Genomic DNA, 20499 nt, shown 5'->3' on the forward strand with positions numbered 1-20499 from the left:
GATATTTTGGACGAAGTCATTATGCCAAGCTCTCCAGACATTGCGATGAATCCATCAACTGAGGCCAACAGCAGCCTTGAGCAGGATTTCTTTATTATCGCCAGGGAACCCGGTGCGGAGCATCCTGCTCTGCCCACCTGGGCCGCACGACTGGAAAACCCAGCCTCACTCAAAGATAGCGCCCCGTCTTTGGTTCAGCGCAGAGAGATTGCTGAGGTGCCCGGTGCTTTTCAATTACTCAATGTATTTTCCAGTGAGGAATGTCAGCGCCTCATCGATATCACTGAAAATATCGGTTATCTGCCAGATGCCGCCGTTTCTTTGCCCAGGGAGGTACGCCATAACGACAGCCTTACCTGGGTAGTAGATGAAACTACCGAACGGCTAATCTGGCAGCGGTGCAGCGCTTTTATGCAGGACCCCAATGGCTACTTTGAAGGGCGGGAGCCAGTGGGACTCAATCAGCGTTTTCGCTTTTATCGTTATGGCGAAGGTGATTACTTTCAATTTCACACCGATGGAGCCTGGCCGGGCAGCCGAATCATAGATGGCAAGTTGGTCGCTAATGGTTTTCCAGACCGTTTTAGCGAAATGACTTTTCTAGTTTTACTCAGTGAAGATTTTGACGGCGGAGCCACACGTTTTCGTGTCAATGCAGATAACCCCTACCAACAGCCCAGCCGGCACTCCATGATGGATATTGATGTAAGAACCCCCGCTGGATCCGTACTGTGTTTCCCCCATGGTATGCACGCCTTGCATAGGATCCACAGCTCAACGCCAATTACTCGTGGAATAAAATATATTATTCGTACAGATATATTATTTCTTCAGGATTGATTAACAGGGTTAACAATTTTATTTAAAAATCTTAATAAAGCATTCAGTCGCAGGGAAGCGTCTCGAACTTAAATAACAATAAATCGCTACTTAGAGCTTCCCTAAAGTCTCTGCATATAATCTATAGCCCGACTTATATACTACGCCCTCCATCGAAGTGTTGCCGTAAGTTTTATGTCAAGCTGCACTGCCAATCTGATCGCAACGGCACATTCGGGTGTGTACTTATGGAATTAATAGAATATTTACAGAGTCACTTTTATAGCAAAGAGGAGCTTCTATCGCTAAGCGGTTTAAGGCAAGAAGAGTTTGCAAACTACCAGAATGCCCTTGTTATGCCTAAAGCTTCCTACACGATGGTACTGGGCCTGCAATGCCATTCATTCTTCGGCACCCATAATGAATCCCATAACCAGGAGTTCTACGCCAAAGGTTATGTATCCTGGTTAAAAGACCTTCGGCTACAAAATAATCCAAAACAGATTTTTGATTTATTTAAAACAAGATACACGGATACAATCTATCAGTTAAAGTCTATTGGCCATAGCTGTTCTGACATAAAAATGAACAAGGGGCTTACCACACATATCGAAAACGAATGGAAACACTTTATCGATGGTACTTATGGGCTATGCACCAAAAGCGGACTCCCCGAGGATATAGCACGTAAAGAGCTGGCCTCTCTAGTGATCAAGGAATTAACAAAAGAGGATAATCTCAGCAGAATAGGCCTACAAAAATTACAGAGGGCTGTTGACCTGCTAGAGAGCGCCAGCAGCCTTTTTGCACCCCATGAGCGGCATAAGAGTTCGAGGCAAATACTGATTCATGATATTCGTCAACAATTTAATCTCAGAGAAAGACACTGTAAAAGCCAACGTCAAAAACTGAGAAACATATTGTCGCCACAAGCCAAGAAAAGCAGGGTGGACAACACCTATACCAAATGACCATATGATTTGGCATGTACTAAACGTATATGCCTCTATAAAATCCCGCCCCTTTAATTGGCTCAAGCCTCTCCGCACTTTTATTAGAGATATTCCATGAAAAGCAGAGTTTACTGCCTTATATCCTTTCTATTGCTATCCGTCTTAACGGTATCAGCCTACGCCAGAGATTGGCGGGAATATAAAAGCACTAACTTTACCGTCTACTCCGATGTTTCATCGAAAAAAGCTGAGGCCTTATTGCGCGAGCTGGAAAAATTTCGCAGTGCCTCACTTATGGTAACAGGCATGGAAGATCGTCCTGAAAATTCTAGGCTTAGGGTCTATCACTTTAATAAGTCTAGAGAATTTGAAAAATTCTCCGGAAAAAGAAGTATCGCAGGCTTCTACATCAATACCATCGATGGCCCCTTAATTTTTTCTCAGGAAAACAAACGTGGCATATTGAACGGCCAAGCAATCATGTTTCATGAATATGTTCACCATCTTATGCGTGAACGGGGTTCCATGCGTTACCCCAGGTGGTATTCAGAGGGCTTCGCAGAATTATTAGCCAGTGCGACTATTGATAAGGATTCCATCACCATCGGCAACGTTCCGGAGTGGAGAGCTTACTCTCTGGAAGAAGGCACTTTGAAAGCCAGGGAAATTCTCCAACCAAACTACAACAGGAAAGGTTGGAAACATGCTAACCAGTATTACGCCAGTGCATGGTTATTATTACATTATTTATTTTTTAGCGAAGATGCCAGAAAAAATGCATATCATGAAAAAACCAAAAATTACCTAGCGGATATCAATAATGGAGGAGATCCACTAGATCTCTTTACACAACATTATGATATCCGAGAGGAAGATTTAGATATCGCATTAACTCGCTACCTAAAAGAACGGCGTCTGTCGGGCTACAAGGTTAATCTAACCAAAAACGTCTTTAAAATCGAAAAGCGCAAACTGAACCATAATGAAAAATCCCTATTATTGGCGAAGCGAGCGGTTGACCTTGAAAGATATGATCAGGCGTTAAGCTATCTGAATAAAGTAAAAAAAGATGCTGCCAAGTTACCAGGAGTTATCGCTCTGAAAGCGAATCTATTAATGCACAATCAGCAGGAGGCTGCAGCACAGGCTTTACTTCAGGAAGTATCAGAAATATCTGATTTGAATCATACAGCGGCAACGAATCTATCTGTTTACCATTTATATAGCTTACATGATACGCTTGAATCCCGGCAATGGGATGAGGGGAGCTATACCAAAACGGTGCATTATGCAGATATGGCTATAGCGCTAAATCCGGCTTCCCTATCGGCTTACCAGTACAAATGGATGGCTCAGCAGTACAAAGGCGAAAGTGTGGCCGCACTGAAAACCATGATGGCGGCCTATCAGAAGAATCCAAATAGTATTGAAATAAATAGCGCTATTGGCTTTCACCTCGCAAAACTTAAAAAGCCAAAGCTTGCAAAACCATTTTTGGAGAGAACTCTGGCCTGGTCCCACAACCACAAGGTTCGATCACGCGCTAAAAAATTGCTCGATTGGGTAGCAAAGGAAACCTCCACTGACAGTGGAGTGAGTTCAGGACAGGTATCCTGAGTCCGAGCGCTAGATCAAGCGCATAGCACGTAGAGAATTACTCTCTACGTGCTATGAAAGCTAAGAAATTAGCCTCTCCCCTAACTCTTCTTTTCCTCTTCCCGCAAAGTCAGCACTTCATATCCATCCGCCGTAACCAGCACTGTGTGCTCCCACTGCGCGGAGAGCCTGCCATCTTTGGTCACCACGGTCCAACCGTCTTTTTTGAGTTTGGTTTTGCGATTACCTTGATTGATCATGGGCTCAATCGTAAATGTCATTCCCTCGCGTAAAACAGCTCCGCTGCCCGCTCGGCCAAAGTGCATTACCTGAGGTTCTTCATGCATTTCACGGCCAATACCATGGCCACAGTATTCGCGCACCACACTGAACCCACGCTTTTCAACATACTGTTGAATCGTATGGCCCACATCACCAAAAGTAGCGCCGGGTTTTACGGTGTGAATACCGGCCCACATGGCATCGTAGCAACACTGCACCAGTTTTTTGGCAATGGGAGTCACATTACCGATCATATACATCTTGCTGGAATCGGCGATATAACCGGACTTTTCCAGGGTTATATCCACGTTGACGATATCGCCATCGCGCAACACCTGCCCCTCACGTGGCATGCCGTGGCAAACCACCTCATTAATCGAAGTATTGAGAGAGTAGGGATAGTCGTATTGCCCCTTGCTGGCCGGGCGCGCCTGCAACTCCCGGGTAATAAACGTTTCCACTCGGTCGTTAATTTCCATGGTAGTAATACCCGGCTTCACAATACCATCGAGCATGGCAAACACCCGGCTCAATAATTCACCGGAGTTACGCATCAACGCCTGTTCCCTGGCGGTCTTTATTTTTATGTTATTCACGAGTGAGCTCTTCCAGAGTAAATGATTCGGTGCGCAGTAATTTCTTGCACAACTGACTGTAACTGAGCTCTGGATTCAGCTCGGCTAACATGCCGATCTTTATCCAATACTCGGCCTGGGCGTTAATAGAACGCGCCAATGTTGTACTCGCTTTACGGATTTCATCGTGTAATTCATCCGAGATCTTAACGATACCCATTTTATACACCGCATATATTGTTCATATACAAAGTGTATATTTCTTTTCATGAGAAGTACAAGCCGACCAGCAAGATCAAAAATATGCAACTTGTTGCATAGTCAATATTTGAACGATATGGTTGAGAGATAAAAACAATAGTGATGAGGCCACCATGTCCGAAACCACCGAGAAGAAACGCAGTGCCCCCAAGCCCAGCCGCCTGCGTATTGGCCAGCGTTACCGTGCCAGTCGCTTGAACGGCCCCTACGATGCCCTGGTAATCGGCTCTGGAATCGGCGGCCTGACTACTGCGGCTATGCTGAGTGCCACCGGTAAGAAGGTACTGGTCCTGGAACAGCACTACACCGCCGGCGGCTATACCCATGCCTATGACCGCAATGGCTACGAGTGGGATGTCGGCGTGCACTACATTGGCGATGTGGGCGAGCACCCTACCATGACAGGCCGGATTTTCGACTTTATCAGCGGGGGTAAGTTGCATTGGGCGCCGATGGACGACATCTACGATCGCATTTGTATCGGCGAAGAGCAGTTTGATCTGCGCGCCGGTCGCCAAACGTTTATCGATGAACTGGTTAAACATTTTCCCGACGAGCGGGAAAATATCGAGCGCTATCTGGGCCGCCTCAACGAGGTGGCCAAATCCATGCAACGCATTGCGATGGAGAAGCTGTTTCCCGGCTGGTGCGGCCCACTCCTGCGGCTTTGGCGTAAACTGCGCGACCCCTCCTGGCTGAACAAAACCACCCGCGAAGTGTTGGCTGAAATCACCAACAACGAGAAACTGATCTCCGTACTCACTGGTCAGTGGGGCGACAACGGCATGGCGCCGGCACAGAGCAGTTTTATTATTCACGCCCTGATTGCCAAACATTATTTGTATGGGGGTTACTACCCCGTGGGCGGTGCCAGCAAGATTTCCGAGACCATTATTCCGCAAATTCAGGCCAGTGGCGGCGATGTATTTACCTATGCCAAGGTGGAAACCATTCTGTTAGATGGCAATAAAGTTCGCGGCCTGCGCATGAGCGATGGTACCGAAATTGAGGCGCCCGTGGTGATTTCCGGAGCGGGAGTATTCAATACTTTCGAAAAATTACTGCCCCAGAGTGCCAGTGAGCGCCTCGGTTACCTGCGCGACCTGAAAACCGTCACTCCATCTATGTCTCACCTGTGCCTATATATTGGCCTGGAAAAGACCGCCGAAGAACTACAACTACCGAAAACCAATTACTGGCTCTATACCAGTGAGAACTACGAGGAGGATATGCAGGCCTTCCTGCAGGATAGCGACAAAGATATTCCGCTAGCCTATATCTCTTTCCCCTCGGCCAAGGACCCCACCTTTACCCAGCGCTATCCTGGGCGCGCCACTATCGAAATCGTTGCACCAGCCAATTACGATTGGTTCGCTCAGTGGCATGACAAACCCTGGGGCAAGCGCGGTGATGACTATGAAGCCCTGAAAGAGGCCTTCAGCCAGCGCTTATTGGAGCACCTTTACAAGCATTTCCCCCATCTGCGCGGGCAAATCGATTACTACGAGTTATCCACACCGCTGTCGACAGATTATTTCTGCTTCTATCCACGCGGTGAAATTTATGGCCTCGACCACGATCCCAAACGTTTTGAACAGCGTTGGCTGAGACCCAAGACACGACTCAATGGACTCTATCTCACCGGCCAGGATGTGATGAGTTGTGGTGTCGCCGGGGCAATGATCTCGGGGGTATTAACCGCTCAAAGTATTCTCGGCTTGCGCCAGGGGGCGAAGTTGATGCGCCAGGTTATTAGTGGGCAGCCTTTTCAAACACCGGCAAATAATGGTGAGGCGCTAGGCAAAGCATCCACCTGATTTGTCGGCAATAACGCTTATTCGGCAACTGCAATAATAAAAACCCGGGCGATCAATGCCGGGTTTTTATTAAATTTATGGGCTCGGGGATGTATTTAATCGCGGCAATCTGCTCGGCATTCGATCGAAGTTCAAGACGCGGATAACCAGGCGTCGATTTTCCCTTTGCCCAGCCTTGCTCTCATTATCAGCGATAGGATCTGTATCGCCATAGCCCTGTGCACGCATGCGGTCGCCATCGATACCGCGCTCTATCAAAAAATTGCGTACCCAGTCTGCGCGCCACTGAGAGAGGTGCAGGTTTTTCTTTGGGTCACCGTCATTATCCGTGTGCCCCTCAATGGTAATACGCATCTCGGGGAAATCGCGCATGATCACCAATAGCGCCTCCAGATCGGCGATGCTATCCATACGCGGGGCAAAGCCACCGGGGTCAAACTCCAGGCGCAATCTAAAAGTATCCCCATCTTTACGGGAATTTCCGCGTAAAAAGCGCACCAAATCATCGGCAAAGGGAGCCGCCTGCCGCGCCTCTTTCTCACTGTCTCCGGACTGCACCGCAGACTGAGGCTCAAGGGCATATTTTCTATTGGGATCGGGGGTGGGGCAGCCGGCAAGTAATAGCACCAGCAGGGCGAGATAGCAGACGAATAAAGGCTTGCCCGCCATAGACAAAACTTCCGGTTTGCAGACGTCAAATTCAGTGTAGAACAAGCTGCCGGCGGCAGGAGATATCTAGCCGTTAGAGGAAGTTCAACACCGACATCATATCGCTAACTACCCGGGCACCGCGCTGCTCCAGCTGTGGCGCTCTCTGCTTATGGGTGCTGTAACCGACTACGCGCATGCCAGCGGCTACCGCAGCTTCCACGCCAGCGTTAGAGTCCTCCACGACCAGACAACGCCCCGGCTCCACCCCCATACTGGTGGCCGCATGCAGGAACAGCTCCGGCCAAGGTTTACCGCGGGAAACATCCTCAGCACTGTAGATCCTGCCGTCGAAGTAGTCGTAGAGACCGGTTTTATTTAGGGTGAGATGCATTTTCTGGTGAGAGCCCGATGAGGCCACGCAACTGCGCATGCCGATCTGCTGTAAGTGATCGAGCAAGCCCTCAATACCGACTACGGGCTCCAACTCGGCGTGGAATGCTTCTCGAATACGGCGCTCGGTATTGCCAAAATAATTGTCTGGCAGGGGGCCGCCGAAACGCTTCTCGATTTCCAGTAGGCAGTCCCTGGCGGGCCGGCCGCTGAATTGCTCATCCAGCTCCTCCGCAGTGGTGGCCATACCCAACTTATTCATTTCTTCAGCCAGGATGCGGCAGACGATACTCTCGCTATCCACCAACACACCGTCGCAATCAAAAATGATCAAATCTATGGAAGACATGGGACCCCGTAAAATCAGCGCGCGGAAAGCAGCATAATACCGATAACCACACCGAGTATGCCGCTGATACGCAGGAAATTTTCATTGCCCTGGGAGATTTTGATGGCCAGCGCCTTGCCGCGCTCAAAACCCATTTGCAGCATATAAGCGCCACTCAGCAGCACCAATACGCCCAGGGCGTTGAAGAGGATATACCAGTGGCGCGTGTCAGCGATCAACAGCAGGAAGAGACCGATAAAGATGCGCAGCCAGGCGGAAAAGAAATAGCCCGTCTCGCTGAGTCGCTCACTGATGGTTTGCGCCAACTTGGGCTTGGCAATAACCGCCAGCGACAACAAGACAATGGCGATACCCAATAACCCTACAATTACTCGAATCATAGTTTCCCTTCCTGGTTTTCATCCTATCCAGTTTTGGCTTGCGCCGGCTCCTACAGGTCACCCCATTGGAACTGTAATACAGACAGTGCGGCGATAGGCGCGGTTTCGGTGCGCATAACCCTCGGTCCCAAGCGCAGTGGCATAAAGCCTTGGCCCAAGGCCAGATCAATCTCCGCCTGGGACAATCCACCCTCTGGCCCCACCATCAACAGGGCCGAATCCGGCTTGCCATTGTCCGCTTCCCAGCGGCGCAGATCCAGCTCGGTGCGGTGGTGTAATACCAGCTTGGTTTGTGGTGCACCCTGTTGTGCTGAGGTCTGCAGATAGTGCGGTAGTTTTACCGGCTCGGCAATTTCCGGCAACAGATTGCGCTCACACTGTTCACACGCGCTGATGGCAATCTGACGCCAGTGGCCGAGTTTTTTTTGCAGGCGCTCGCCGGATAGTTTGACCTCGCAGCGCTCGCTAAACAGCGGCTGGATAGCCGCCACCCCCAACTCGGTGGCCTTCTGTATCACCCAGTCGAATCGGTCACCGCGGGAGATGCCAATTGCCAGGGTTAACGCCAGAGGCGACTGGCGATTGTCTTCGCGAAACGCACCAACCCCCACTTGTGCACGCTTACCCGTTGCCAGCAATTCCGCGCTGTACTCGCCGCCCAAACCGTCGAAAAGAGTCATCGGGTGGCCGGCGCCGAGGCGCAGGACTTTTACCAGGTGCCGGGAAGCGCCCTCATCCAACTCGATTTGCGAAACACCGGCCAGGGCCTGCTGGGAGAAGATACGCGGAATGCGCATGGGTAAAGATCCTGTAAAGCACTATAAAAAAGCCGACAGAGATGTCGGCATTTTGCAGGCGGGTAGTTTAGGCACTAATGCACAGACCAGGCAATGGCGGAAAACCCCCACCATTGCCCGGCGTGAAAATCGCGATCAGGCAGTTTCCAGAGACACCGGAGTATCAGTTAGCTCCTGGCGCTTGCCTTTCGGACGCAGCACTTCGATCACCTTGTACAGGTTCGGCACCAGTACCAGGGTTACCGCGGTGGCAAACAGGACGCCAAAGGCGAGGCTGATCACCATGGGAATCAGGAACTGCGCCTGAATAGAGCGCTCGAACATGATCGGCACCAACCCGATAAAGGTAGTGATAGAGGTGAGGATAATCGGGCGGAAACGATCGCGACCCGCCTGTACCACCGCATCCATCACCGCCCAACCCTGGGCGCGCAGCTGGTTGATGCGATCCATCAATACCAGGTTATCGTTCACCACAACCCCCGCTGCGGCGAGGAAGCCGAGCATGGACATGATGCTGATATCGTGGCCCATCAACAGGTGGCCTACTACCGCGCCGAAGAAGCCGAACGGTACTGCGGTAAGGATCAACAGCGGCTGCGAGTAAGAGCGGAAAGCAATGGCCAGCAGGGCGTAAATGGCGAACAGAGACAGCACGAAGAACGCCAGGATCGCACCGTTGAACTCTTCCTCCTCCTGCATTTCACCGGCAGTTCTCAGGGAGAAACCGGGGAACTGGCGCTCCAGCTCAGGCACCAGAGTCTCGCGCATATCCTTGAGAATTTCCTGCGCAGTGGAGGTGTTCGGCGTCAACTCGGCAAACACGCGCACGGTGCGCTCGCGGTTGTTGCGGCGGATGGTGGTGTAACCGGGCACATAGACCGCATCGGCCACCGCAGAGAAGGGCACTTCTCCCTCCGCCGTACGAATACGCACGCGGTCCATCTGCTCTTCGCTGGCGCGCTCTTCCTGCGGGTAGCGCACCATCACCCTAACGTCCTCGCGACCGCGGGGAATACGCTGTACCTCTTCGCCATAGAAACCCTGGCGCACCTGCCTGGCCACATCCGCCAGGTTGATACCCATGGTAGTGGCGTGGGGCTTCAGCTGAATTTCGATATCGCGACGCGCACTGGTGAGATTGTCACGCACATCGTAAACACCGGCATAGCCGTTCATCTTCTTCTTCACCGCATCGGCGGCAGCGCGCAATTCGTCCATATCCCCCGAAGCAGTGCTCAGGTTCAAGCTCATACCGTTGCCGCCATCGTTGATGGTGGCATCAATATTGAGGTCTTCAACACTGGCCGGCATTTCACCGATCAGCTCGCGCCAGCGCAACGACAGGGTTTTGGAAGTCACATCACGCATCTCTCCGTCGGTGAGCTGCAAGATCACAAAGATGTTGCCGCGCCAGTTGAACACCATGGAGTTCATTACGAAGGGTTCGCCGTCGTTGAGCTTCAGCATCTCCTCATCGGTAGCGAGCTTATCTGCGGCCTCCAGCACCTGATTCATCACGCGCTCGGCCTCATGGAAAGGCTCGCCATCGGCCATGCTGGCACGCAATTCCAACAGATCCGACGGTACCTGTGGCGAGAAGGAAGAACCTACATAACCACTGGTAAAGACACTGATGGAAAGTACCAGCGCCATGAAAAAGACCATCACCGTGGTGCGGCTGTTGCCAAGGGACTTCTTGAGCAGCGGCAAATAGTACTTGTCACCGGCGGTCTTCATGGCTCCGGCGAAGCGGCCACGCAGCTTCTGCAACTTGATACCCAGGGCGGATTTGGCGGGTTGCTCCGGCTTCATACCCACCAGGTGCGCCGGCAGAATCAGCAGAGACTCCACCAGGGAGAACACCAGACACAAGAGCACCACCACCGGCAGTGCCAACATCATCTGCGCGGTATAACCGGGCAGGAACAGCATGGGGATAAAGAACACCATGGTGGAGGTCACGGCGAAGATCACCGGCGCGGAGACCTGCTTCACGCCCTCTTCCGCGGCGGCCAGACCGGTAACACCGCGATCGTGGGCCGCATGCACGGCTTCCCCCACAATAATCGCATCGTCCACCACAATCCCGAGAATCAGCAGGAAGGCGAACAGCGACAGCATATTCAGGCTGACCCCGGTAATCGGCAGCAACCAGAAAGCACCGAGGAAGGCCACAATAATGCCCACCGTTACCCACATCGCCAGTGCCGGGCGCAGGAACAGCATCAGCATGATAAAGACCATGGCGAAGCCGCTTAAGGCGTTGGTGGTCAACAGGTTCATGCGGCCTTCAAAAGCTTTGGAGAAGTCGAACCAGACGTCGAACTCCATACCCGGCGGCAACTGGGTGCGCGCCTCCGCCATAAACGCCTTGATACGCTCGGCGGTGGCCACCACATCCAGCGGCTCCCCCTGAACCACACGCAGGTTCATAGCCGGATTGCCGTTAAAGAGAATGACGTTGTTGTACTCCTCGAAGCCATCGCGCACGGTGGCCACATCGCGCAGCAGCAGCACAGAGCCGTCGGCACGGCTGACTACCGGAATACGCTCGAAGTCCTCGGCGGTATAGGCCTGACCACGGGTCTGCACCTGGATATCACCGCGATCCGAACGCACCATACCCGCGGGCAGATCGAGGGAGGAGCGGCGCACCGCGTTGGCTACGTCATTGAAGCTCAGGTTGTAGCGGCGCAGGTCCAGCTCGGAAACCTCGATGGACAGCTCATCCGGACGCTCGCCCCAGATATCCACACGGCGCACACCGGGAATCAGGGTGAGTTTGTCGCGCAGGTCCAGCGCGGTCTCCTTGAGCTGACGCTCGGAAACCGGACCGCCAATGGCGATCATCATCAGCTGGGTATCCCACTCCTGCAGGCGAATCACCGGGCGCTCGATACCCTCGGGGAAGGTGTTAATACTATCCACCTGCACCTTGATATCGTTGAGCAGGCGCAGCTCATCGTAGCCATCCACTGCTTGAACTTCGATAGAGGAGTGGCTGCGGCGAGAGGCGGAGTTCACCTCCTTGATGCCCTTCACCTCAGAGATAGCCTCTTCCACACGCACGGTCACCTGCTGCTCGACTTCCGCCGGGCCGGCACCGGGGTAGGAGATTTCCACCTCGACAATACCGGGCTGAATCGCTGGAAAGACCTCGCGATCAATCCCACTGATTCCGAAGAAGCCGCCGATGATGATCATAATCATCAACAGGTTGGCGGCCTTACTGTTGCGCGCAAACCAGGAAATAATGCCGTTCATCAGTGGCCTCCGTGGGCAGCGCTATTCGTGGCTGCGGTCTCACCGGAGGTACTTGAATCGGCTTCGGCATCGCTCTTAACGCTATCGATCAGACCGGCAGGCTTCTCGTTGAGAGGATTAGCGGTAAGTGCCATGCCCTCGCGGGAGTAGCCCAGGCTGGACACCACGACGCGATCACCAACGGCGATATCACCACGCAACCACACCTGCTCGCCGATGCTCTGCAACAGTTCCACAGTTTTGAACACCAGCTTGCTCTCTTCATCCAACACCAGCAAGTGGTCGCCCTCGTGCAAAGCCTGGCGCGGCAAAACCACTATGCCATCCAGAGTGCGACCGGCAATATCGGCTTCCACAAACAGGCCATTCATCAGCGGAACATCGCCCTCATAAGGGTTCTGTACCTGAGCCACGGCATAAATAAAGCGGCTATTGGTATCGATGCTGGCTTCGGTGCGCACCAGCTGGGCACGCCACTCGCGCTCAAGCCCAGCTACCATCGCCCGCAGGCGCACTTCGGGGCCATGTTCGAAGGATTTACCCAGAGGCAGATCGAGCAGTGCCAGCTGTTGATCGGTCAGAGGCAGGCGCACTTCGGCGATGCCAGTGCTGTGGATTTTTGCCAGAGGCGTGCCGGGGGTAATGTACTGGCCCAGATCGACATAGGTCTCCACTACGCGCCCGGCAAACGGCGTTTTCACTGCGGTGCGCGCCAGATCGAGTTTGGCTTGGTCCCGATCCGCTCGCGCTGCGGCCACTGCGGCCTCGGCGGCTTCAAGGTGTGGCTTGCGCAGAAACAGGGCGTTGGCAGCTTCGCTGCCCAGATTGCGCCACTCGCGCTTGGCTTGTTTGGCGCGACCCTGCTCTTGAGCCAGGGCGGACTTGGCATCGGCCAGCTGTGATTCGGCACGTGTCACTTTATGGATGTAGTCGGCTTGCTCGAGCTGCAGCAATGATTCCCCCTCGGCAAAGAAGCCGCCGGGCACAAAGGCCTCGCCCACACCTTCAATCACACCGCCGACACGGGCCACCACCTCAATTTCATGGCGAGCATGCACGGTGCCCTGGCTCGGTACCAACAGGGTCTGGCGCCCCGGTTCCGCATACAGGACATCCGCCACCGGCGGTACCACCGCCTCCGGTGGTTTTTCTTCCGGCTTGGGCTTCAATAGCACCACCGCAGTAATGGCTGCCGCCCCGATAGCCAAAACGGTAAATAAAAGCTTGTTCTTGCTCGACACTTTCACAGGCACCCTCTACCCCATTCTGTGACCGATACTGGTCAAATTTTAATTAGCGCGCATTCTACTGGAGTTCGACGCCGATAAGAGTCGATTCGGATGCAGGTCGCCGCAGGAGTTTGTGCTTTATCGCAAACCTTCCTCGCTGGCCCCTGGTAACGCATAATGCCCGCCCCAATTTACCGTTGCAGGAGAGACAACGGGCCGCGCAAAGCCAAGGAAACCGATAGGCTATTTCCCGGTCAAACGCCGCTCCTTAAGGTACGAACCCCCGGAAAACGGATATAGACATCAAATGCTGGATATCAACGCTCGCATCGCAGAAGAACTCAACGTACGCTCCCAACAGGTAACTGCCGCAGTATCCCTGCTGGACGAAGGCGCCACGGTGCCCTTTATTGCCCGCTACCGGAAAGAAGTAACGGGAGCTTTAGACGACACCCAACTGCGCACACTGGAAGAGCGCCTGCGCTACCTGCGCGAACTGGAAGAGCGCCGCGCAGCCATCCTCAAGAGTATTGATGAGCAGGGCAAACTCACCGCAGAATTAGCGCAGCAAATCAACGGTGCCGACACCAAGAACCGCCTCGAAGATCTCTACCTGCCCTACAAACCCAAACGTCGTACCAAAGGGCAGATCGCCATCGAAGCGGGCCTCGAACCTCTCGCCGACGCCCTGATTAACGATCCATCCCTCGATCCCGCCGCAGAAGCACAGCAATACCTCAACACCGATCATGAAGACGCCTCCTTACAGGTAAAAGACATCAAGGCCGCCCTCGACGGGGCCAAATTTATCCTGATGGAACGCTTTGCCGAAGATGCCGAACTGCTGGGTAAACTGCGAGACTTCCTCAAGCGCGATGGCCAGGTTAAATCCAAGCTGCTCGACGGCAAAGAGGAAGAGGGAGCCAAATTCCGCGACTACTTCGAATACGCCGAGGACTGGTCCAAGGTGCCATCCCACCGCGCCCTGGCGATTTTCCGCGGCCGCAACGAGGGCATCCTAGCCATCAGTGTTGGATTACCAGAAGAGGAAGGTACTCCAGCCACCGCCAGCCATCCCTGTGAATCTATGATCGCTCGGCATTTCGATATCAGCGACGAAGGCCGCCCGGCGGACAAATGGCTTGGCGAAGTGGTGCGCTGGACCTGGCGTATCAAGCTGCTTACCGCGTTGGAAACTGACCTGTTGGGTGAGCTGCGCGAGAAAGCGGAAGAGGAAGCCATCAAGGTCTTCTCCCGCAATCTCAAAGATCTGCTGTTAGCCGCACCTGCCGGACACAAGGCCACTATCGGCCTGGATCCGGGGCTGCGTACCGGTGTGAAAGTTGCAGTGGTAGATGCCACCGGTAAGATACTGGACCACACTGCCATCTTCCCCAATCCGCCGCAAAACCGTCATCAGGAATCCGCCGCGGTTATTGCCGCCCTGTGCAATAAATACAATGTAGGCTTGATCGCCATCGGCAACGGCACAGCCAGTCGCGAGACCGATAAATTTGTCGGCGAGACCATTAAGCAATACAAATTAAATGCGCAAAAGGTGGTGGTAAACGAGGCAGGCGCCTCCGTGTACTCCGCTTCCGAATTCGCCGCGCGGGAATTTCCCGATCTGGATGTCACCATCCGTGGCGCCATCTCTATTGCCCGTCGCCTGCAAGACCCGCTGGCTGAGCTGGTAAAAATCGAGCCTAAATCCATTGGTGTCGGCCAGTATCAGCATGACGTTTCACAGACTCAGCTGGCGCGTTCCCTCGACGCTGTAGTAGAGGACTGTGTAAACGGTGTCGGTGCCGAATTGAACTCTGCCTCAGCGCCGCTGTTGGCCAAGGTTTCCGGCCTGACTGCCTCCATCGCCAGCAATATCGTCAGCTACCGCGATCAACACGGCGCCTTTAAAAACCGCAAACAGCTGATGGAAGTACCGCGCCTGGGGCCCAAAGCCTTTGAGCAAGCCGCCGGCTTCCTGCGAATTAATAACGGTGAAAACCCGCTGGATAAATCCGGCGTACACCCCGAATCCTATATCGTGGTGAAACGCATCGCCGAGAAAAACGACCGCGAGATCAACAGCCTGATCGGCGACTCCGCCTTCCTGCGCCGCCTCAACCCGGCAGATTACACCGATGAAAAATTCGGTGTGCCCACCGTTACCGATATCATCGCCGAGCTGGAAAAACCCGGCCGCGACCCACGCCCTGAATTCCGTACTGCGCGCTTCGAAGAGGGCGTTGAGGAAATTAAAGACCTGCGCCCGGCCATGGTGTTGGAAGGCACGGTTACCAACGTCACCAACTTCGGTGCGTTTGTGGATATCGGCGTGCACCAGGACGGACTGGTCCATATCTCCGCGCTTTCAGAAAAGTTCGTGAAAGATCCCCACGAGGTGGTTAAAGCCGGCGATATCGTCAAAGTGAAAGTGATGGAAGTGGATGTCGCACGCAAGCGCATCGGTCTTTCCATGCGCCTATCCGACGAGCCCGGCGAGCAGGGCAGCGGCGGTATCAACAAAGGCGACCAGCGTGAAAACCGCCAGGCCCAGCGCTATAACAAGCAGCAGGGCAATCGGCAGCAAAAGGGCAGCCAAGGGAATAGCCGTGGCAGCATGGGCGATCTGTTAATGGCGGCAATGAAGAATAAAAAATAATACGGCGAACCAACAAAAAAAGGGCGATCACCAGATCGCCTTTTTTTATTTAATGAAAAATCAAAGCCGATTGTAAAACTAGCATTAACGATTATTCAGCTGAGAATACCTCTGGTAATTCACTGGTAACACTCAGGCGTTCTTGCGTCTCTGGATGCAAAAATTCCAGAGCACTCGCATGCAATAATAATCTCGGGGCCGCAGCTAAGGCTTCTGAGTGTGCATAGAATGGATCACCCAATATCGGGTGTCCCATCGCCTGCATATGCACCCGCAGCTGATGGGAACGGCCTGTAACCGGCAAGAGGCGCAGTAAGCTGCTGTCTGCTGTACTAGATATTTTTTCCCAACGCGTGAGAGAGGGCTTACCCACCTCATGATCCACTTTTTGTTTTGGCCTGTTTGGCCAGTCACAAATCAGAGGCAGATTCACCTCACCTGAGTCTGCAGTGGGTACCCCCCACACTCTAGCAAGATAGGTTTTATCGACCTTGCGATTTTGGAAGAGTGTGCTGAGTTTGCGGTGAACTTCAGGACTCCGCGCCAATACCAACAGGCCCGAAGTATCCATATCCAGGCGATGCACTATCAGTGCTTCCGGGTAGTTTTTTTGTACCCTACTTGCCAGACTATCTTTATGGGCCGGGTCTCTACCTGGCACACTGAGGAGACCACTGGGTTTATTTAAAATTAGAAGGGAGGAATCCTGATAAATGACCGATAAAAAAGGCTCAGTTGGTGGGCAATATTTACGCATTATTTAACTCTTACAACCTGCTAAATGCTAATGCCCACACCCGGTGGCACTATAAAATATCAAGGAGGACTAGCGAGCCTCAAGGCCCAGGTCCTTTAAAATACTCTCTGAGGCACCAATCTGATTCATCGTATAAAAATGCAATCCCGGTGCGCCCCCCTCCAATAAGGTTTCACACAGGTCGGTAACTACTTCGAGACCCAGCTTACGGATATCATCGGGGTCGCGATAACTTTCCATTCGTTTTTTCAGCCAGCGCGGAATCTCTGCGCCGCAGTTACGCGAAAAACGCACTAAATTATCGAAGTTAATAATTGGCATAATCCCCGGATAGATCGGTGCATCGATACCGGCTTTCTCACACTGATCTATGAAATAAAAATATGAATCCGGGTTATAGAAGTATTGAGTCAGGGCGCTATTCGCTCCCGCCTCAAACTTTCCTTTTAAATAGCGTATATCATCATCATAACTGTTGGACTCCGGATGAATTTCCGGATAGGCGGCAACTTCCAGGTGGAAATGATCGCCAGTATGGCGCCGAATAAAAGCCACCAACTCATTCGCGTAGACCAGTTGCGCCACCGCACCCATTCCAGAGGGCATATCCCCACGCAGGGCCACAATACGATTTACACCGGCCTCTTTATATATATCTAATAATCCGAGAATGATCTCTTCATTGTCTCCACCAAATGACAGGTGCGGCGCGATGGAAATACCATCTTTGCGCATATTGGTAACAATATTGGCGGTAGTTTCACGCGTGGTACCACCGGCACCATAGGTGACTGAAAAGAATTCGGGATTAAACGCCTGTAAAGCCTCGCGGGTTTTATACAGCTTGACGCGGCCTTCGGGGGTTTTGGGTGGGAAAAATTCGAAACTGATGCGAATGGGATTTTTCATTATATTTTCCAGGCCCTCCGAAATTCAGATGCCGGCACAGCCGGCATCTTTTATGAGGGTATTAATATTTATAGCTTTCGGGCTTATATGGACCGTCGACAGAAACACCAATGTATTTGGCCTGCTCCTCGGTCATACGGGTAATTACTCCATCAAAACCTTCCACCATATAGCGCGCGACTTCCTCGTCGAGGTGCTTGGGCAGTACCTTGACATAGAGTGCAGACACTTTTTGATCGGAGGCCAGGTCGGCAAACTTCTCTTCAAACAGGTGAATTTGCGCGAGAACCTGGTTGGCAAATGACCCATCCATAATACGGCTGGGGTGACCAGTGGCGTTGCCCAGGTTTACCAAGCGGCCTTCGGACAACAACAGCAGGTGATCATTGGTTTCGCTATTGCGCACTATTTTATGCACCTGGGGCTTCACTTCTTGCCACTCCCAGTTCTCACGCATAAAGGCGGTATCGATTTCATTATCGAAGTGGCCAATATTGGAAACTACAGCGCCGCTCTTCAGTGCCGCCAGCATATGCTTATCACAGACATTGGCATTGCCGGTGGTGGTGACAATCAGGTCAGTATTGGCCAGTAGCTCTTTATTAATACCTTCGGCGGTGCCGGTGTTAATACCGTTAATGTAGGGAGAAACCAGCTCGAAACCATCCATACAGGCCTGCATGGCACAGATGGGATCCACTTCTGAAACCTTTACAATCATGCCTTCCTGGCGCAGCGAAGCGGCGGAGCCTTTACCCACATCACCGTAACCGATAACCAGCGCTTTCTTGCCCGCCAACAGGTGATCAGTGGCGCGCTTGATTGCATCGTTCAGGCTGTGACGACAACCGTATTTGTTGTCATTTTTGCTCTTGGTTACAGCGTCGTTGACGTTGATCGCCGGAACTCTAAGGGTGCCTTCACGCAACATGTCCTGCAGGCGATGTACGCCAGTGGTGGTTTCCTCACTGATACCGTGGCAATTGTTCAGGACGGCGGGGTACTTACGGTGCAGCAGTTCGGTGAGGTCACCACCGTCGTCGAGAATCATATTCGGCTGCCAGCCGGCAACATCGGCACCCACGGTACGCTCTAAACACCACTCGTACTCTTCCTCCGTTTCACCCTTCCAGGCAAACACAGGAATTCCGCGTGCAGCGATAGCGGCGGCAGCGTGGTCCTGAGTGGAGAAAATATTACAGGAAGACCAGCGGACTTCAGCACCCAGGGCAACCAGAGTTTCAATCAGTACTGCGGTCTGAATGGTCATATGGATACAGCCCATAATACGCGCACCGGCGAGAGGCTGTTCCGCGCGGTATTTCTCCCGCAGGGTCATCAGCGCCGGCATTTCACCTTCGGCAATTTCAATTTCACGGCGGCCCCACTCGGCCAGTGAGATGTCCGCGATCTTAAAGTCTTTAAATTCAGTGCTCATTTGATTCATTCTTTTGAGTTCCAGTAATGTTCTTTTCACTCACTGAGGCGCCGCAGCGCCTCCTGATAGCAACTCACAATATGGAGCCGCGTTTATCCAGTAGATTACAGGCCCGCCTGCGCACGCAGCGCATCGACCTTGTCAGTCTTCTCCCAGGGGAAGGCGGTGAAAGTTTCACTGCGCGCTTGGCCGTTGCCATCCACCCAGTTATAGGTGTGGGTAAAGGGATCGCGACCAAAGTGGCCGTAGGCTGCAGTCAGCTGATACATGGGGTGCAGCAGATCGAGGGATTTTGAAATGGCATAGGGGCGCAGATCGAAATTCTCGCGCACCAGCTCCACCAGTTTCTCTTCGGAAACCACGCCAGTGCCAAAGGTATTGATGGCAACCGAGGTAGGCTCGGCAACGCCGATGGCATAGGACACCTGAATTTCACAGCGCTTGGCCAGGCCTGCGGCGACAATATTCTTGGCCACATAGCGACCGGCATAGGCCGCAGAGCGGTCCACTTTGGACGGGTCCTTACCGGAGAAGGCACCGCCGCCATGGCGCGCGGAACCGCCGTAGGTATCCACAATAATTTTGCGCCCGGTCAGGCCACAGTCACCGACGGGGCCGCCAATCACAAAGTTACCGGTGGGGTTAATATGGAATTTGGTGTCCTTGTGTAGCCACTCTGTCGGCAGGGTGTGATGCACGATCAGCTCCATCACCGCATCGCGCAGGTCGGCTTGGCTCACATCGGGATTGTGCTGAGTGGAGAGCACCACCGCATCGATAGCGCAGGGACGGCCCTGGTCGTCGTAGCGGAAAGTAAGCTGGCTCTTGGCATCCGGGCGCAACCAGGGCAGCAGGCCGGACTTACGCGCCTCAGCCTGACGCTCCACCAAGCGGTGGGAATAATAGATAGGCGCCGGCATAAAAGTCGGTGTTTCATTGGTAGCGTAGCCAAACATCAGGCCCTGGTCGCCAGCACCCTGATCTTCTGGCTTGGCGCGGTCGACACCCTGGGCAATATCCAGGGATTGCTTGCCGATAACGTTGATCACACCACAGGTTTCCCCATCGTAACCCACGTCGGAGGAGGTGTAGCCGATATCGGTAATCACCTTGCGCACCAATTCCTCCAGATCAACCCAGGCGGAGGTGGAGATTTCCCCGGCAATAACCGCGATACCGGTCTTTACCAGAGTTTCACAGGCAACGCGCGCCTGCTTGTCACGAGCCAACAGAGCATCCAATACCGCGTCGGAAATCTGGTCGGCGATTTTATCCGGGTGCCCTTCAGACACGGATTCCGAGGTAAACAGTTTGTATTCACTCATGTGAGAGTCTCCATGTGTTCCGCCGCGGGCGGTTAGCAAAAT

17 protein-coding genes are annotated in these 20499 nt (G+C 53.1%); 5 read left to right on the forward strand and 12 right to left on the reverse strand.

The features are described 5' to 3' along the window. Window positions 1–21 precede the first annotated feature (21 nt). The 3 genes from ACJJIB_RS00575 (at window position 22) to ACJJIB_RS00585 (ending at window position 3389) form a co-directional block, all read left to right on the forward strand. Window positions 22–840, forward strand: a complete 819-nt coding sequence (locus ACJJIB_RS00575) for a prolyl hydroxylase family protein (RefSeq protein WP_444887533.1) — start codon at window positions 22–24, stop codon at window positions 838–840. Window positions 841–1067: 227 nt separating this feature from the next. After that, window positions 1068–1790: a DUF6058 family natural product biosynthesis protein gene (locus tag ACJJIB_RS00580; protein WP_444887534.1), complete on the forward strand. Its 723-nt coding sequence runs from the start codon at window positions 1068–1070 to the stop codon at window positions 1788–1790. A 96-nt stretch (window positions 1791–1886) separates the two neighbouring features. Then, the gene (locus tag ACJJIB_RS00585) at window positions 1887–3389 is read left to right on the forward strand and encodes a tetratricopeptide repeat protein (RefSeq protein ID WP_444887535.1); all 1503 of its coding nucleotides are present in this window, start codon (window positions 1887–1889) and stop codon (window positions 3387–3389) included. Between the two features lie 80 nt (window positions 3390–3469). On the opposite strand, the gene map is transcribed toward ACJJIB_RS00585, so the two are convergent. Then, the gene (gene map / locus ACJJIB_RS00590; RefSeq protein WP_444887536.1) at window positions 3470–4246 is read right to left on the reverse strand and encodes a type I methionyl aminopeptidase; all 777 of its coding nucleotides are present in this window, start codon (window positions 4244–4246) and stop codon (window positions 3470–3472) included. Next, window positions 4239–4445 (reverse strand): ParD-like family protein, encoded by a 207-nt coding sequence (locus tag ACJJIB_RS00595; RefSeq protein WP_152455728.1) that lies wholly within the window; start codon window positions 4443–4445, stop codon window positions 4239–4241. The genes map and ACJJIB_RS00595 overlap by 8 nt, the downstream gene beginning before the upstream one ends. A 154-nt stretch (window positions 4446–4599) precedes the next feature. On the opposite strand from ACJJIB_RS00595, the gene ACJJIB_RS00600 reads away from it, so the two are divergent. After that, the gene (locus ACJJIB_RS00600; RefSeq protein ID WP_444887537.1) at window positions 4600–6303 is read left to right on the forward strand and encodes a phytoene desaturase family protein; all 1704 of its coding nucleotides are present in this window, start codon (window positions 4600–4602) and stop codon (window positions 6301–6303) included. A gap of 75 nt (window positions 6304–6378) precedes the next feature. Here ACJJIB_RS00600 and ACJJIB_RS00605 read toward each other — a convergent pair whose 3' ends face one another. The 6 genes from ACJJIB_RS00605 to ACJJIB_RS00630 form a co-directional block, all read right to left on the reverse strand. Continuing rightward, a complete protein-coding gene (locus ACJJIB_RS00605) occupies window positions 6379–6972 on the reverse strand; it encodes an OmpA family protein (RefSeq protein ID WP_444883153.1) in 594 nt (197 codons plus the stop codon). 73 nt (window positions 6973–7045) lie between these two features. Next, window positions 7046–7693: an HAD family hydrolase gene (locus tag ACJJIB_RS00610; protein WP_252083804.1), complete on the reverse strand. Its 648-nt coding sequence runs from the start codon at window positions 7691–7693 to the stop codon at window positions 7046–7048. Window positions 7694–7707: 14 nt separating this feature from the next. After that, entirely contained in the window at window positions 7708–8073 is a 366-nt protein-coding gene (locus ACJJIB_RS00615) for a hypothetical protein (RefSeq protein ID WP_252083806.1), read from the reverse strand. A gap of 50 nt (window positions 8074–8123) precedes the next feature. Next, window positions 8124–8870 carry a 16S rRNA (uracil(1498)-N(3))-methyltransferase gene (locus ACJJIB_RS00620; RefSeq protein ID WP_444887538.1) on the reverse strand — a complete coding sequence of 249 codons (747 nt, stop codon included), beginning with the start codon at window positions 8868–8870 and terminating at the stop codon, window positions 8124–8126. Window positions 8871–9005: 135 nt separating this feature from the next. After that, window positions 9006–12137, reverse strand: a complete 3132-nt coding sequence (locus ACJJIB_RS00625; RefSeq protein ID WP_444887539.1) for an efflux RND transporter permease subunit — start codon at window positions 12135–12137, stop codon at window positions 9006–9008. Then, window positions 12137–13378 (reverse strand): efflux RND transporter periplasmic adaptor subunit, encoded by a 1242-nt coding sequence (locus tag ACJJIB_RS00630; protein WP_444887540.1) that lies wholly within the window; start codon window positions 13376–13378, stop codon window positions 12137–12139. Before ACJJIB_RS00630 ends, ACJJIB_RS00625 begins: the two co-directional genes overlap by 1 nt. Window positions 13379–13673: 295 nt before the next feature. Between ACJJIB_RS00630 and ACJJIB_RS00635 the strand changes: the two genes are divergently transcribed. Then, window positions 13674–16028: a Tex family protein gene (locus ACJJIB_RS00635; RefSeq protein ID WP_252083812.1), complete on the forward strand. Its 2355-nt coding sequence runs from the start codon at window positions 13674–13676 to the stop codon at window positions 16026–16028. Window positions 16029–16119: 91 nt separating this feature from the next. Here ACJJIB_RS00635 and ACJJIB_RS00640 read toward each other — a convergent pair whose 3' ends face one another. From ACJJIB_RS00640 to metK, 4 genes are all read right to left on the reverse strand, one after another. Further along, window positions 16120–16785 carry an RluA family pseudouridine synthase gene (locus ACJJIB_RS00640; protein WP_444887541.1) on the reverse strand — a complete coding sequence of 222 codons (666 nt, stop codon included), beginning with the start codon at window positions 16783–16785 and terminating at the stop codon, window positions 16120–16122. 69 nt (window positions 16786–16854) lie between these two features. Further along, window positions 16855–17694: a methylenetetrahydrofolate reductase [NAD(P)H] gene (gene metF / locus ACJJIB_RS00645; RefSeq protein WP_444887542.1), complete on the reverse strand. Its 840-nt coding sequence runs from the start codon at window positions 17692–17694 to the stop codon at window positions 16855–16857. Between the two features lie 61 nt (window positions 17695–17755). Then, window positions 17756–19141, reverse strand: a complete 1386-nt coding sequence (gene ahcY, locus ACJJIB_RS00650; protein WP_252083815.1) for an adenosylhomocysteinase — start codon at window positions 19139–19141, stop codon at window positions 17756–17758. A gap of 95 nt (window positions 19142–19236) precedes the next feature. After that, a complete protein-coding gene (gene metK, locus ACJJIB_RS00655) occupies window positions 19237–20457 on the reverse strand; it encodes a methionine adenosyltransferase (protein ID WP_252083816.1) in 1221 nt (406 codons plus the stop codon). Window positions 20458–20499: the final 42 nt, after the last annotated feature.

The sequence above is a fragment of the Microbulbifer mixtoriginis (SeqCode) genome (assembly GCF_052467705.1).